Genomic DNA, 14,229 nt, shown 5'->3' with positions numbered 1-14,229 from the left:
AACGAACATCGGCGGCCTGCGGCATTCCGCGCCGCCCCCAACATTCCAGCATTAGAGAGGGAGCAACAGCATGGGCAAGATCATCGGCATCGACCTGGGCACGACCAATTCCTGCGTCGCGATCATGGAAGGCGGCAAGGCCAAGGTCATCGAGAACTCGGAAGGCGACCGCACCACGCCGTCCATCGTCGCCTTCACCAAGGACAGCGAAGTCCTGGTCGGCGCCTCGGCCAAGCGCCAGGCGGTGACCAACCCGAAGAACACCTTCTACGCGGTCAAGCGCCTGATCGGCCGCAAGATGACCGACGCCGAAGTGCAGAAGGACCTGGGCCTGGTGCCCTACGCGATCGTCCCGCACGACAACGGCGACGCCTGGGTCGCGACCGCCGACGGCAAGAAGATGGCGCCGCAGCAGATCTCGGCAGAAGTGCTCGGCAAGATGAAGAAGACCGCCGAAGCCTACCTGGGCGAGCCGGTCACCGAAGCGGTGATCACCGTGCCGGCCTACTTCAACGACAGCCAGCGCCAGGCGACCAAGGACGCCGGCAAGATCGCGGGCCTGGAGGTCAAGCGCATCATCAACGAGCCGACCGCGGCCGCGCTGGCCTACGGCATGGACAAGAAGGGCGGCGACCGCAAGGTCGCGGTCTACGACCTCGGCGGCGGCACCTTCGACGTGTCGATCATCGAGATCGCGTCGGTCGACGGCGAAATGCAGGTCGAAGTGCTGTCGACCAACGGCGACACCTTCCTCGGCGGCGAAGACTTCGACAAGCGCGTCATCGACTACTTGGTCGACGAGTTCAACAAGGACCAGGGCATCGACCTGCGCAAGGACCCGCTGGCGCTGCAGCGCCTGAAGGACGCGGCCGAGCGCGCCAAGATCGAGCTGTCGTCCTCGCAGCAGACCGAGGTCAACCTGCCGTACGTGACCGCCGACGCCTCGGGTCCGAAGCACCTCAACATCAAGCTGACCCGGGCCAAGCTGGAGTCGCTGGTCGAGGACCTGATCAAGAAGACCATCGAGCCGTGCCGCATCGCGCTCAACGACGCCGGCCTGCGCGCCAGCGACATCAGCGAGGTGATCCTGGTCGGCGGCCAGACCCGCATGCCGAAGGTCGGCCAGGCCGTGGCCGAGTTCTTCGGCAAGGAACCGCGCAAGGACGTCAACCCGGACGAAGCCGTCGCCGTCGGCGCGGCGATCCAGGGCGGCGTGCTGGCCGGCGAGGTCAAGGACGTGCTGCTGCTCGACGTGACCCCGCTGAGCCTGGGCATCGAAACCCTCGGCGGCGTGTTCACCAAGATCATCGAGAAGAACACCACCGTCCCGACCAAGGCCTCGCAGACCTTCTCCACCGCCGAGGACAACCAGTCCGCGGTCACCGTGCACGTGCTGCAGGGCGAGCGCGAGCAGGCCCGCTACAACAAGTCGCTGGCCCGCTTCGACCTGTCCGGCATCGAGCCGGCGCCGCGCGGCATGCCGCAGGTCGAGGTGTCGTTCGACATCGACGCCAACGGCATCCTGCACGTCAGCGCCAAGGACAAGAAGACCAACAAGGAACAGAAGGTCGAGATCAAGGCCGGTTCCGGCCTGTCCGAGGAAGAGATCGCCAAGATGGTCGCCGACGCGGAAGCCAACCGCGAGGAAGACCAGAAGTTCCACGAGCTGGTGCAGGCGCGCAACCACGCCGACGCGCTGATCCACAGCACCCGCAGCGCGATCAAGGAGCACGGCGAGAAGATCCCGGGTGAGGCCATCGGCCGCGCCGAGGCCGCGATCGCCGAGCTGGAGACCGCGATGAAGGGCGACGACAAGGGCCAGATCGAGGCCAAGTCGCGCGCGCTGGAAGAGGCCGCGCAGTCGGTGCTGGCCGCCGCCAGCGCCGGTCAGCCGGGCGAGGAAGCCCCGGCCGGCGACGCCGGCGCCTCGGCCAAGTCCGACGACGTGGTCGATGCGGAGTTCACCGAAGTGAAGGACGACAAGAAGTAAGGCCGGGAGTGAGGATGGGGAATCGGGAACCGCCGGTAGCGACTTCGTCGCGGCCTGCCGCGGGACCGGTTCCCCGTTCTCGCATTCGCGGCGGGCCGATCCGGCTCGCGCGCGTTCGATCCGACGATTCCCAACTCCCGATTCCGATTCCGAATTCCGATCCCCGCCGATGAGCAAACGCGACTACTACGAAGTGCTGGGCGTGCAACGCAACGCCAGCGACGACGACCTGAAGAAGGCCTATCGCCGCTGCGCGATGAAGTTCCACCCGGACCGCAATCCCGGCGACCAGGCCGCCGAGGCCTCGTTCAAGGAATGCAAGGAGGCCTACGAGGTCCTGTCCGACGCGTCCAAGCGCCGCGTGTACGACCAGCACGGCCACGCCGCGTTCGAACACGGCATGGGCGGCGGCGGTGCCGGCCCGGGCTTCGCCGACATGGGCGACATCTTCGGCGACATCTTCGGCAACATTTTCGGCGGTGGGGGCGGCGGCGGCGCGCGCGGTCCGCGCCGTGGCGCCGACATCGGTTACGTGATGGAGCTGTCGCTGGAAGAGGCGGTCGGCGGGGTCGAGAAGCAGATCGAGATCCCGACCCTGGACGAGTGCGAAACCTGCAAGGGCTCGGGCTCGGCCGACGGCAAGATCGAGACCTGCACCACCTGCAACGGCCGCGGCCAGGTGCGTTTCCAGCGCGGCATCTTCTCGATGCAGCAGGCCTGCCCGCACTGCAACGGGCGCGGCCAGACCATCGCCAACCCCTGCGGCGACTGCCACGGCCAGGGCCGGGTCGAGCGGACCAAGACCCTGCAGGTCAAGATTCCCGCCGGCGTCGACAACGGCGACCGCATCCGCCTCACCGGCGAAGGCGAAGCCGGCCCGACCGGTTCGCCGCCGGGCGACCTGTACGTGGAAGTGCGCGTGCGCGAGCACGAGATCTTCCAGCGCGACGGCGACGATCTGCATTGCGAAGTGCCGATCCGCATTTCCCAGGCCGCGCTCGGCGACATCGTGCGGGTGCCCACGCTCGGCGGCGAAGTCGAGCTGCGCATTCCCGCCGAGACCCAGAGCGGCAAGCTGTTCCGCTTGCGCGACAAGGGCGTCAAGTCGGTGCGCAGCCGCAAGCCCGGCGATCTGTACTGCCGGGTCGCGGTGGAGACCCCGGTCAACCTCACCGTCGAGCAGCGCGAGTTGCTGGAGAAGTTCGAGGCGACCTTCGTCGGCGAAGGCGCGCGCAAGCATTCGCCGCGTTCCTCGACCTTCATCGACGGGGTCAAGGGGTTCTGGGACCGGATGACCTCCTGACCCCAAAGCGATAAAGCGTTGTACCCGCATCAGCGAAGGCCTCGACCGATCGGTCGGGGCCTTTGCGTATGCGGCCGGCGCGGCACGACGCCGGCATCGCCCGCCCTTTGGGCCGGCCGCCTGCAGCGACGTGCCGCGGCCGATGCGCGCATGCGCGCCCGAACGGGCGCTGGTCGCCGGTATGGAAAGCCGCTAAGGTCTTTTTGCCGATCTTCGGCGACCAAAGGACAGGGACATGAGACAGGGAGCGCTCGCGCTATTCGCAAAGGCATCGTCGTTGTCGTTGCTTTGCCTGTGTTTTACCGCCACGGCCGCGCAAGAAGAACAGTCCGCGGACGAGGACGGCGCGCCGCCGCCGCCGGTTCCGGTGGTGGTTATCGAGGAGCCGAAGCCGGGAGCCGAGATGCCGGCTCCGCCGCCCACCTTCACGCCCGCGACGCCGCGGCAGGCCGAACAGGCGCCGCAGTTTCCCGGAGGCGAAGCGGCGCTCAGGGCCTATCTCGGCAACAACCTGCAATATCCCGCGAAGGCGGTGCAAGACGAAGTGCAGGGCGCGGTGGTCGTCGATTTCGACGTCGATGTCGACGGGACGATCCAGAACATCCTGATCGTGCGTGACATCGGCGGCGGTTGCGGCGCCGAAGCGGAACGGCTCGTCCGGAAGATGCCGCGCTGGCAGCCGGGGCGGCAGGGCGGCGAGGCGGTGAAAGCGACCTACAGGCTCAATATCCACTTTGTATTGACCCACTGACGCAAAGACAGCAAAGCGGGTAAGTAACGGTCGGCGGTCGAAGTGGCTTGGGCGACTTGGTTGGTCGGGGCAGTCCCCGGCGGCGACCGCGGACGTGCCTGGCCGACGCGGGGCCGGTCGGTCCCTGCGGCCGACGGAGCCAGAATCGCGGCTGGGCCCACCTGGGCCATCGTCGCATCGCCTCGGCGCGTATGGATGCCGCGAACAAGAAAGCGAGCTTCGGCTCGCTTTTTATTTGCGCGCGCGCACGTTCGCCGCGACGATGTGATAGAAAACCGCCTGCGGCGCCGCAGCGGCGCCGACCATCGTCGATCAAGGATCAGGGGAAGAAAGGATGCGCATCGTCATGCCGCGGCGTTCGGCCGCATTGTCTGTGGCGCTGGCCGCGGCGCTCGCCGCGAACGGCGCCGCGTTCGCACAGGCCGACAGCCAGGCCAAGCCGGGCGGACCGGCCGCCGCCGCGCCGGCGCAAGCCGCCGCCGCCAAGCCAGCCGGTCGCGCCGAGGAACAACCGGCGCGCCTGGAGCGCATGCATTACACCTACACCGTGCAGCCCAACGGCGCCTACGTCGAACAGCGCGAGTCGGCGCTGAAGGTGCTGCGCGAGGACGCGGTCGAGCGCGCCAAGTACGACTCCATCGATTACAGCGCCAGCCTGCAGACGCTGGAGGTGGTCGAGGCCTACACGCTCAAGGCCGACGGCCGCCGCATCGCGGTGCCCAAGTCGAACTACCAGGTGCAGACCAACGACGGCCGCGGCGACGGCGGGCCGGCGTTCTCCGATATCGCCACCACCCAGTTGGTGTTCGCCGACGTCGCCGTCGGCGACACCGTGGTGCTGAACTACCGCCTGGTCGGCAAGCAGCCGATGTTCGAAGGCCAGTTTTCCGACACCGGCAGCTTCAGCGACTACGCCTATCTCGGCGAGATGAAGCTCAAGTACGACTTGCCGGCCTCGATGAAGATCCGCAAGGAGTCCTACGGCGCGCTCAAGACCGTGCGCGACGAGGTCGTCGGCGACCGCCGCATCCTCGAATGGAGCTACAGCAACCGCGAGCCCAAGGTGTTCGAGCCGCAGGCCGCCGCGCCGTTCGACCTGACCCGCACCAACGGCGCGTCGGTGTCGACCTTCGCCAGCTACGGCGACATCGCCCGCGTCTACGGCGAGCGCGCGCTGCCCAAGGCGGTGCCGACCGCGCGCGTGCGCAAGCTCGCAGACGAGATCGCCGCCGGCAAGACCGGCCAGCGCGAGATCGCCCAGGCGCTGTACGAATGGGTGTCGCTGAACATCAACTACGCCGGCAACTGCATCGGCCTGGGCGCGGTGGTGCCGCGCGACCAGGACTTCGTGCTCGACAACCGCATCGGCGACTGCAAGGACCACGCGACCCTGCTGCAGGCGCTGCTCGCGGCCAAGGGCATCGAGGCGACCCAGGCGCTGATCAATTCCGGCACGACCTACAAGCTGGCGCCGGTGCCGGTGGCCTCGGCGGTCAACCACGTCCTCAACTACCTGCCGGGCATGGACCTGTACCTGGACGCCACCGCCAAGGGCATCGCCTTCGGCGAGCTGCCGTGGGCGGTGTCCGGCAAGCCGGTGCTGCGGGTGGATCGCCCGGAGCTGGAGGCGCGCACGCCGGCGCCGGTCAAGCTGGCCAACCGCCAGCGCATGGACACCCAACTGGTCATCGCCGAGGACGGCAGCGTCAAGGGCACGATGAAGGTCGAGCTCGACGGCCGTCCGGCGATGGAGTTCCGCGCCGGCCTGCGCGAGCTCACCGACAAGGACGCCGCCGAGCTGGTCAAGAAGGTGTTCGAGCGCAACGGCGTGCAGGCTACCGGCAGTTTCCGCCAGGACGATCCCAAGCCGCTGCGCAGCCAGCACCGTTACCAGGTCGAGATCGACGCCAAGCAGGCGGTGCAGATGCCCGGCGCGTTCCCGCTCGGCCCGATGTTCATGACCCCGCAGCCGGTCGCCGCCCTGGTCGGCAGCGGCCAGGTCCCGGAGCTCAAGGATGAAGGCGACGGCCTGTGCGGCGGCGGCCGCTCGGAAGAGACCTACCGGATCGAGTTTCCGAAGACGGTGAAAGTGCTGGCCAAGCCGCAGGACCTGAAGCTGGAGTCCAACGGTTCGCGCTACGAGGCGAGCTATCGCCTGGAAGGCAATGTGCTGCACGCGCACCGGGTGATCGAGGACGCCACCGTCGGGCCGGTGTGCACCGGCGAGTACAACCGCGGCTATTCGGAGTTCGCGCGCAAGGTGGTGCCGAACCTGAAGGCGCAGGTGATCTACCAGTAAGCGTCCGCCGCGGCGGACCGCGCGGGGCCGGCCCAGCGCCGGCCCCGTTCGTTGTCGGCGGTCCGATCTGTTTTTTGCGCGCGGCCGGCTTGTTTTGCGCCGGCCGCAGCGGCTAGCCTGCGCGCATGAACGACACCGCCAAGACCCCGATCCGACTCCTCATCCACGGCGCCAGCGGGCGCATGGGCCAGGCCTTGCTGCGGCTCGCGCGCGAGCGCGACGACCTGGTCGTGGTCGCCGCGTATTCGCGCTCGCAGCCGAGCCAACGGGTCATCGACGGTGTGCCGCACTTCGCCGCGGCCGAACTCGGCGGCGCGCCGGAGTTCGACGTTGCGGTCGATTTCAGCCTGCCCGACGGCTTCGACCCGGTGCTGGCGCTGTGCGCGGCGCGCGGCAAGGCGCTGGTGTCGGGCACCACCGGCCTGTCCTCGGCGCAGAACGCGGCGATCAACGATGCCGCGGCCGGCATCGGCGTGGTCTGGGCCGCCAACTACAGCCTCGGCGTGGCGGTGCTGACCGAACTGGTGCGCCGCGCCGCCGCGGCGCTGCCGGGCTGGGACTGCGACGTGGTCGAGGCCCACCACACCCGCAAGCTCGACGCGCCCTCGGGCACGGCGCTGCACCTGGGCGCGGCGGTGGCGATCGGCCGCGGCAGCGAGCCGCACTACGCCAGCCTGCGCGCCGGCGACATCGTCGGCGAGCACACCGTGCAGTTCGCCGCGCCGGGCGAGCGGCTGGAGCTGATCCACCGCGCCAGCAACCGCGACATCTTCGCCCGCGGCGCGCTGGAGGCGGCGGTGCGGGTGGCGCAGCAGGCGCCGGGGCGGTATGGGCTGGCGGAGTTGATGTTCCCGAATCTGTGAAGGCGGCGGCCGGGTAGGGCGGTGGCGCCGGGCGGCGAGGGGTCGCGGCTCGCGCCGCTCCTACAGTCGCAAACGAAACCGGCCGAAGCCCCTGCAGGAGCGGCGCGAGCCGCGACTGCGAACCCGCCCGCCACCGCGTCCGCCCGATTCAGGCGCCGCCCCACGCGCTGCGTTCAGCCAAACCGACCCCGGCGGCCCCGATTCCGTTCAGCCAACCGCGCCGCCGACCCCGCCGGATCGTCATCTCCCCGCCACATTAATACTGGCGCCCGGGGCCCATCGCAGATAGAATTCCGGCTCGCCTGAATCCCAACGCCGGACCGGTCCAGCACCGCGTCCGCGCTTTGCTGCAACTGCGTTTTGCCGTAGCCGCAACGGGATCAGTTCCTCCGGCAGCCAAGGCGACCCCCGTGACCCAACCCGCAATCCTCGCTCTCGAAGACGGCACCGTGTTCGAGGGCGTTTCCGTAGGCGCGCCCGGCCTCAGCGTCGGCGAAGTCGTATTCAACACCGCCATCACCGGCTACCAGGAAATCCTCACCGACCCGTCGTACGCGCGCCAGTTGGTGACGCTGACCTATCCGCACGTCGGCAACACCGGCGTGACCGACCAGGACGACGAAGCCCGCCAGGTCTGGGCGTCCGGCCTGATCGTGCGCGACGTGCCGCGCCGCCCCAGCAACTGGCGCAGCCAGATCGCGCTGCCGCAGTGGCTGGCCGACCGCGGCGTGGTCGCCATCGCCGACATCGACACGCGCAAGCTGACCCGCCTGCTGCGCGATACCGGCGCGCAGAACGGCGCGCTGATGGCCGGCGAGATCGATGTGGACAAGGCGCTGGAAGCCGCACGCAAGTTCCCCGGCCTCAAGGGCATGGACCTGGCCAAGGAAGTCTGCACGCGCGAGCGCTACGAATGGACCGAAGGCCAGCTCGATCTCGACCGCAACGCGTTCGTGAACGCGCCGCCGCGCTTCCACGTCGTCGCCTACGACTTCGGCGTCAAGCTCAACATCCTGCGCATGCTCGCCGAACGCGGCTGCCGCATCACCGTGGTGCCGGCGCAGACCTCGGCCGCGGACGTGCTGGCGCTCAAGCCCGATGGCGTGTTCCTGTCGAACGGCCCGGGCGATCCGGAGCCGTGCGACTACGCGATCGCCGCGATCAAGGAATTCGTCGCCAAGAAGATCCCGACCTTCGGCATCTGCCTCGGCCACCAGCTGCTCGGCCTGGCTTCGGGCGCGAAGACGCTGAAGATGAAGTTCGGCCACCACGGCGCCAACCATCCGGTCCAGGATCTCGACAGCGGCCGGGTCATGATCACCTCGCAGAACCACGGTTTCGCGGTCGATGAAGCGAGCCTGCCGGCGAACGTGCGCGTGACCCACCGCTCGCTGTTCGACGGCAGCAACCAGGGCATCGCGCTGACCGACTCGCCGGCCTTCAGCTTCCAGGGCCACCCGGAAGCCAGCCCCGGCCCGCACGACGTGTCGCCGCTGTTCGACCGCTTCGTCGAATCGATGCGGGACCGGGGACCAGGGACCGGGGACCGGGAGAGGGCGGTTTGAGTCCGAGCCATTTTCGGGAATTGGACGTCTGGCGCTTGTCGATGGATCTTGCCAAGGCGGTTTATTCCCTGACGGTTGGCTTTCCGAAGGAAGAGCGGTATGGCTTGAGCTCGCAGTTGCAAAGGGCGGCCGTTTCGATTCCTTCGAACATCGCCGAAGGCAATGCGCGCGCCTCGACTCGCGATTACGCCCGTTTCATCGCCATGGCATGCGGTTCCGTTGCCGAGTTACAGACACAGCTCACCTTGGCGGTGGAACTTTCACTAGCCGATCCTGTTGCCGCGGAGTCCACAATGGAAACTGCGGAGCGAGTAAGCAAGATGCTGCACAAGCTGCATCGTTCACTCATTCAACGACTGGAGACCGGGTCCCCGGTCCCAGGTCCCCAGTCCCGGAGCTGACATGCCCAAGCGTACCGACATCAAAACCGTCCTGATCATCGGCGCCGGCCCGATCGTGATCGGCCAGGCCTGCGAGTTCGACTACTCCGGCGCGCAGGCGTGCAAGGCGCTGCGCGACGAGGGCTATCGCGTGGTCCTGGTCAACTCCAACCCCGCCACGATCATGACCGACCCGAACATGGCCGACGCCGTGTACATCGAGCCGATCAACTGGCAGACGGTCGAGAAGATCATCGCCAAGGAAAAGCCCGACGCGCTGCTGCCGACCATGGGCGGCCAGACCGCGCTGAACTGCGCGCTCGACCTGGCCGACAACGGCGTGCTGGAGAAGTACAACGTCGAATTGATCGGCGCCAAGCGCGACGCCATCCGCATGGCCGAGGACCGCGAGCTGTTCCGCGTGGCGATGAGCGAGATCGGCCTGGAATGCCCGCGCGCCGCGGTCGCGCGCACGCTGGAAGAGGCGATCGAGATCCAGGCGCGGGTCGGCTACCCGACCATCATCCGCCCCAGCTTCACCCTCGGCGGCAGCGGCGGCGGCATCGCCTACAACCGCGAAGAGCTGATCGAGATCGTCACCCGCGGCCTGGAACTGTCGCCGACCACCGAAGTGCTGGTCGAAGAGTCGGTGCTGGGCTGGAAGGAGTTCGAGATGGAAGTGGTCCGCGACACCGCGGACAACTGCATCATCGTCTGCTCGATCGAGAACTTCGACGCGATGGGCGTGCACACCGGCGACTCGATCACCGTCGCCCCGGCGCAGACCCTGACCGACAAGGAATACCAGCGCCTGCGCGACGCCTCGATCGCGGTGCTGCGCAAGATCGGCGTCGACACCGGCGGCTCCAACGTGCAGTTCGGCATCAACGCGCAGAACGGCCGCGTGGTGGTGATCGAGATGAATCCGCGCGTGTCGCGCTCCTCGGCGCTGGCGTCGAAGGCGACCGGCTTCCCGATCGCCAAGATCGCCGCCAAGCTGGCGGTCGGCTACACCCTGGACGAACTGCGCAACGAGATCACCGGCGGCGCGACCCCGGCTTCGTTCGAGCCGTCGATCGACTACGTGGTCACCAAGATCCCGCGCTTCGCGTTCGAGAAGTTCCCGCAGGCCGACGCGCGCCTGACCACGCAGATGAAGTCGGTCGGCGAGGTCATGGCGATGGGCCGCACCTTCCAGGAATCGCTGCACAAGGCGCTGCGCGGGCTGGAGACCGGCAAGGTCGGCCTCGACCCGACCGGCCTGGACCTGTCGAGCGACAGCGATCTGGCCGTGCTCAAGCGCGAGCTCAAGGAACCGGGCCCGGAGCGCATGTTCTACATCGGCGACGCGTTCCGCGCCGGTCTCAGCGTCGAGGACGTGCACGCGCTGTCGTTCGTCGATCCGTGGTTCCTCGACCAGATCGAGGAACTGATCGCGACCGAGCGCGAGGTCGCCGACGCCGGCCTGGGCGCGCTCGACAAGGCCCGCATGCGCGCGCTCAAGCGCATGGGCTTCTCCGACGCGCGCCTGGCCCAGCTGACCGGCACCGACGAGACCGCGGTGCGCACCCTGCGCCGCGCGTTCGGCGTGCGCCCGGTGTACAAGCGGGTGGACTCCTGCGCCGCCGAATTCGCCACCACCACCGCCTACATGTACTCGACCTACGAGGACGAGTGCGAGGCCAACCCGACCGGCCGCGACAAGATCATCGTGCTCGGCGGCGGCCCCAACCGCATCGGCCAGGGCATCGAGTTCGACTATTGCTGCGTGCACGCCGCGCTCGCCCTGCGCGAGGACGGCTATGAAACCATCATGGTCAATTGCAACCCGGAGACCGTGTCGACCGATTACGACACCTCCGACCGCCTGTACTTCGAGCCGCTGACGCTGGAAGACGTGCTCGAAATCGCCGATCTGGAAAAGCCCAAGGGCGTGATCGTGCAGTACGGCGGCCAGACCCCGCTGAAGCTGGCGCGCGCGCTGGAAGCCAACGGCGTGCCGATCGTCGGCACCACCCCGGACAGCATCGACCTGGCCGAGGACCGCGAGCGCTTCCAGAAGCTGGTGCAGGAGCTGGGCCTGGCCCAGCCGCTCAACCGCACCGCGCGCAATCCCGACGAGGCGCTGGCCCTGGCCTCGCAGATCGGCTATCCGCTGGTGGTGCGCCCGAGCTACGTGCTCGGCGGCCGGGCGATGGAGATCGTCTACTCCGACGCCGACCTGAGCCGCTACATCCGCGACGCGGTCAAGGTCTCCAACGATTCGCCGGTGCTGCTGGACCGCTTCCTCGACAACGCCGTGGAAGTCGACGTCGACGTGATCGCCGACCGCGAAGGCCGGGTGCTGATCGGCGGCGTCATGGAGCACATCGAGGAGGCCGGCGTGCACTCGGGCGACTCCTCGTGCTCGCTGCCGCCGTACTCGCTGTCGCCGGCGACCCAGGAACGGCTGCGCGAGCAGGTGGTGGCGCTGGCCAAGGCGCTCAAGGTGGTCGGGCTGATGAACACCCAGTTCGCGATCCAGACCGACGCCGACGGCAACGAAACCATCTACCTGATCGAGGTCAACCCGCGCGCCTCGCGCACCGTGCCGTTCGTGTCCAAGGCCACCGGCATGGCGCTGGCCAAGATCGCCGCGCGCTGCATGGTCGGCCAGACCCTGACCTCGCAGGACGCGGTCGACGAGATCGTGCCGGACTACTACTCGGTCAAGGAAGCGATCTTCCCGTTCGCCAAGTTCCAGGGCGTCGATCCGATCCTCGGGCCGGAGATGCGCTCCACCGGCGAGGTGATGGGCGTGGGCCAGAACTTCGGCGCGGCGATGGCGCGCGCGCAGGAGGCCGGCGGCATCAAGGCGCCGCCGGTGGGCAAGGTGTTCATCTCCGTGCGCGATCCGGACAAGCAGCGGGTGCTGCCGGTGGCGCAGGAACTGGCGCGCCGCGGCTACGGCCTGGTCGCCACCAGCGGCACCCAGGCGTTCTTCGCCGAGCACGGCGTGGCCTGCGAGTCGATCAACAAGGTCACCGAAGGCCGCCCGCACATCGTCGACCTGATCAAGAACGGCGAGATCGTCTACATCATCAACACCACCGAAGGCCGCCAGGCGATCTCGGATTCGTTCTCGATCCGGCGCGAGGCGCTGCAGCAGCGGGTGACCTATTCGACCACCGTGTCGGGCGCGCGCGCGCTGGTCAACTCGCTCGACTACCGCGGCCAGGGGCCGGTGTGGTCGCTGCAGGAACTGCACGCGCAGATCGGCGGACGCTGATCCCAGCGGATCGGCCGGCAATCCGAACGGATCGGCCGGCACGGATCGATCCGTTCGGATCGATCGGCGCGAGCCGGTCGATCCCGCCCGGCGCCGCCCGGGCCCGCTTTTGTGGGAGGGCCTTCAGGCCCGATGCTTTCGTCGCAGATCGGCGCGATCCGGCCGGAAAGCATCGGGCCTGAAGGCCCTCCCACGGGCGTTTACCTTCGGATTTCAAGGGCTGTCTTCCGCCGGGCTTCCCCGGCACAATGCCCCTGGACCCATCTTCGAAACAACCGCGCCGGGCCCAAGGATCCGCCCGGCGTCGCACCGCAGAGGAACCAAGGAATGAGAGCACCCATTACCGCCAAGGGCGCGCTGCGCCTGCGCGCCGAACTGGAAGAACTCAAGTCGGTCAAGCGCCCGGCCGTGATCAACGCGATCGCCGAAGCGCGCGCCCACGGCGACCTGAAGGAAAACGCGGAGTACCACGCCGCGCGCGAGCAGCAGGGCTTCATCGAAGGCCGCATCAAGCAGCTCGAGGCCGAGCTGTCGCACGCCCAGATCATCGACACCAGCACCCTCAACGCCGGTTCCAAGGTGGTGTTCGGCGCCAACGTCGAACTGGCCGACACCGAGACCGACGAAGAAAAGCGCTACCAGATCGTCGGCGACCTGGAAGCCGACATCAAGCTGGGCCTGATCGCGATTTCCTCGCCGGTGGCGCGCGCGCTGATCGGCAAGAACGAGGGCGACACCGTCGTCATCGAGGCCCCGGGCGGCACCCGCGAGTACGAGATCGTCGGCGTCAGCTACGAAGGCTGAGCCGCGCCGATCCACACACACAGCCGCACGCCCATCCGCACGCCATGAACCGCGTCGACCTGTTGCTGCCCGCGCGCGAACGCTTCGGCGGCCAACGCCTGGGCGAAGCGCTGGGTCTGCGCTTCGGCCGCGCCGACCGCACGGTCGAGGCGGCCGATCCGGCCGCGCGCGCGTTCGACCTCCTGCCGCGCGGCTGGCCGGTGGCCGCGGCCACCCGCCAGCGCGACGCCGGCGATGCCGCCCAGGGCGCCTGGCTGCGCGCCGATCCGGTCTATGTGCGTCCCGACATCAACGGCGCGCGCCTGCTCGCCTACGGCCGTGCGCTGTCGTTGAGCGAACGCGACAGCGCCGCGCTGCTGCCGGCGCTCAAGCCGTTGTTCGGCGATGCCGGTTTTCCCATCGACGCGCCCGCGCCGGATCGCTGGTATGTGGCGCTGCCGCGCGAAACCCGGCTGCCGCGCTTCGTCTCGCCCGAGCAAGCGCTGGGCGAAGATATGTTCCAGCACCTGCCCGAAGGCGAGGGCGCCGAAGGCCGTCGCTGGCGCGCGCTGCTGAGCGAGGCGCAGGTGGTGCTGCACAATCATCCGCACAACCTGGCCCGCGCCGAAGCCGGGCTGGCTCCGGTCAATTCGCTGTGGTTCTGGGGCGCGGGCGCGCTGCCGGACCGCGTGCGCTGCGACTACGCCGGCGTGTACAGCGACGACGAGGCGCTGACCGCGTTCGGCGCCCAGGCCGGCATCGCCAGCGGTCCCTTGCCGCGCGCCTGGAGCGAGCCGGCGGGCGAGGGCGCCGCTGTCGAGGGCGCGCGCCTGTTCGACCTGCGCGCGCAGCGCGACCTCGCCCTGATCCAGCGCGACTGGCTGCAACCGCTGGCGCAGGCGCTCGACCGCGGCGCGCTCGCGCGCGTGGCGGCGCTGTGCGCCGACGGCGAGCGTTTCGAACTGGCGCGCTCGCAGCGCTGGCGGTTCTGGCGCAAGCCGCTGCGCTCGTTGCTGGATTGAACGCG

General features: G+C 68.7%; 11 protein-coding genes. 10 read left to right on the top strand and 1 reads right to left on the bottom strand.

Translation table 11 applies throughout. The annotated features are described in order from the left end of the window. Window positions 1-70: 70 nt before the first annotated feature. The 8 genes from dnaK to carB all read left to right on the top strand — a co-directional run bounded on the left by dnaK (window position 71) and on the right by carB (window position 12,419). Window positions 71-1,990, top strand: a complete 1,920-nt coding sequence (gene dnaK, locus RDV84_RS21045; RefSeq protein WP_309151482.1) for a molecular chaperone DnaK — start codon at window positions 71-73, stop codon at window positions 1,988-1,990. Between the two features lie 169 nt (window positions 1,991-2,159). Further along, a complete protein-coding gene (dnaJ, locus tag RDV84_RS21040) occupies window positions 2,160-3,293 on the top strand; it encodes a molecular chaperone DnaJ (RefSeq protein ID WP_057947385.1) in 1,134 nt (377 codons plus the stop codon). Window positions 3,294-3,528: 235 nt separating this feature from the next. Further along, the gene (locus RDV84_RS21035; protein ID WP_309151481.1) at window positions 3,529-4,044 is read left to right on the top strand and encodes a TonB family protein; all 516 of its coding nucleotides are present in this window, start codon (window positions 3,529-3,531) and stop codon (window positions 4,042-4,044) included. Between the two features lie 334 nt (window positions 4,045-4,378). Beyond that, on the top strand, window positions 4,379-6,343 hold the full coding sequence (locus RDV84_RS21030; protein ID WP_309151480.1) for a DUF3857 domain-containing transglutaminase family protein: 1,965 nt from the start codon (window positions 4,379-4,381) through the stop codon (window positions 6,341-6,343). A gap of 125 nt (window positions 6,344-6,468) precedes the next feature. Further along, the gene (gene dapB / locus RDV84_RS21025) at window positions 6,469-7,206 is read left to right on the top strand and encodes a 4-hydroxy-tetrahydrodipicolinate reductase (protein WP_057947388.1); all 738 of its coding nucleotides are present in this window, start codon (window positions 6,469-6,471) and stop codon (window positions 7,204-7,206) included. A gap of 410 nt (window positions 7,207-7,616) precedes the next feature. Then, window positions 7,617-8,771, top strand: a complete 1,155-nt coding sequence (gene carA / locus RDV84_RS21020; protein WP_309151479.1) for a glutamine-hydrolyzing carbamoyl-phosphate synthase small subunit — start codon at window positions 7,617-7,619, stop codon at window positions 8,769-8,771. Next, window positions 8,768-9,172, top strand: a complete 405-nt coding sequence (locus RDV84_RS21015; protein ID WP_078999454.1) for a four helix bundle protein — start codon at window positions 8,768-8,770, stop codon at window positions 9,170-9,172. The genes carA and RDV84_RS21015 overlap by 4 nt, the downstream gene beginning before the upstream one ends. A gap of 1 nt (window position 9,173) precedes the next feature. Beyond that, window positions 9,174-12,419 carry a carbamoyl-phosphate synthase large subunit gene (gene carB, locus RDV84_RS21010; RefSeq protein WP_250442760.1) on the top strand — a complete coding sequence of 1,082 codons (3,246 nt, stop codon included), beginning with the start codon at window positions 9,174-9,176 and terminating at the stop codon, window positions 12,417-12,419. On the opposite strand, the gene RDV84_RS26945 is transcribed toward carB, so the two are convergent. Beyond that, window positions 12,356-12,613: a DUF6053 domain-containing protein gene (locus RDV84_RS26945; RefSeq protein WP_425606210.1), complete on the bottom strand. Its 258-nt coding sequence runs from the start codon at window positions 12,611-12,613 to the stop codon at window positions 12,356-12,358. The genes carB and RDV84_RS26945 overlap by 64 nt on opposite strands. Here RDV84_RS26945 and greA point away from each other — a divergent pair. Together greA and RDV84_RS21000 are read left to right on the top strand one after the other, a co-directional pair. Next, on the top strand, window positions 12,531-13,223 hold the full coding sequence (greA, locus tag RDV84_RS21005) for a transcription elongation factor GreA (RefSeq protein WP_425606211.1): 693 nt from the start codon (window positions 12,531-12,533) through the stop codon (window positions 13,221-13,223). The two genes, RDV84_RS26945 and greA, sit on opposite strands and share 83 nt — an antisense overlap. Before the next feature lie 44 nt (window positions 13,224-13,267). After that, window positions 13,268-14,224, top strand: a complete 957-nt coding sequence (locus RDV84_RS21000) for a phosphoglycerate mutase (protein ID WP_309151478.1) — start codon at window positions 13,268-13,270, stop codon at window positions 14,222-14,224. The last annotated feature ends 5 nt before the right edge of the window (window positions 14,225-14,229 follow it).

Source organism: Lysobacter yananisis (assembly GCF_031199375.1).
Taxonomy (GTDB): domain Bacteria; phylum Pseudomonadota; class Gammaproteobacteria; order Xanthomonadales; family Xanthomonadaceae; genus Lysobacter; species Lysobacter yananisis.
This window is presented reverse-complemented; position numbering and strand designations above follow the sequence as displayed.

Excerpts from the sequence above, each read along its gene's own strand:
- carB (WP_250442760.1), top strand. The coding sequence starts at position 9,174 with ATGCCCAAGCGTACCGACATCAAAACCGTCCTGATCATCGGCGCCGGC.
- RDV84_RS21030 (WP_309151480.1), top strand. The coding sequence starts at position 4,379 with ATGCGCATCGTCATGCCGCGGCGTTCGGCCGCATTGTCTGTGGCGCTG.
- dnaJ (WP_057947385.1), top strand. The coding sequence starts at position 2,160 with ATGAGCAAACGCGACTACTACGAAGTGCTGGGCGTGCAACGCAACGCC.
- RDV84_RS21035 (WP_309151481.1), top strand. The coding sequence starts at position 3,529 with ATGAGACAGGGAGCGCTCGCGCTATTCGCAAAGGCATCGTCGTTGTCG.
- dapB (WP_057947388.1), top strand. The coding sequence starts at position 6,469 with ATGAACGACACCGCCAAGACCCCGATCCGACTCCTCATCCACGGCGCC.
- RDV84_RS21000 (WP_309151478.1), top strand. The coding sequence starts at position 13,268 with ATGAACCGCGTCGACCTGTTGCTGCCCGCGCGCGAACGCTTCGGCGGC.
- dnaK (WP_309151482.1), top strand. The coding sequence starts at position 71 with ATGGGCAAGATCATCGGCATCGACCTGGGCACGACCAATTCCTGCGTC.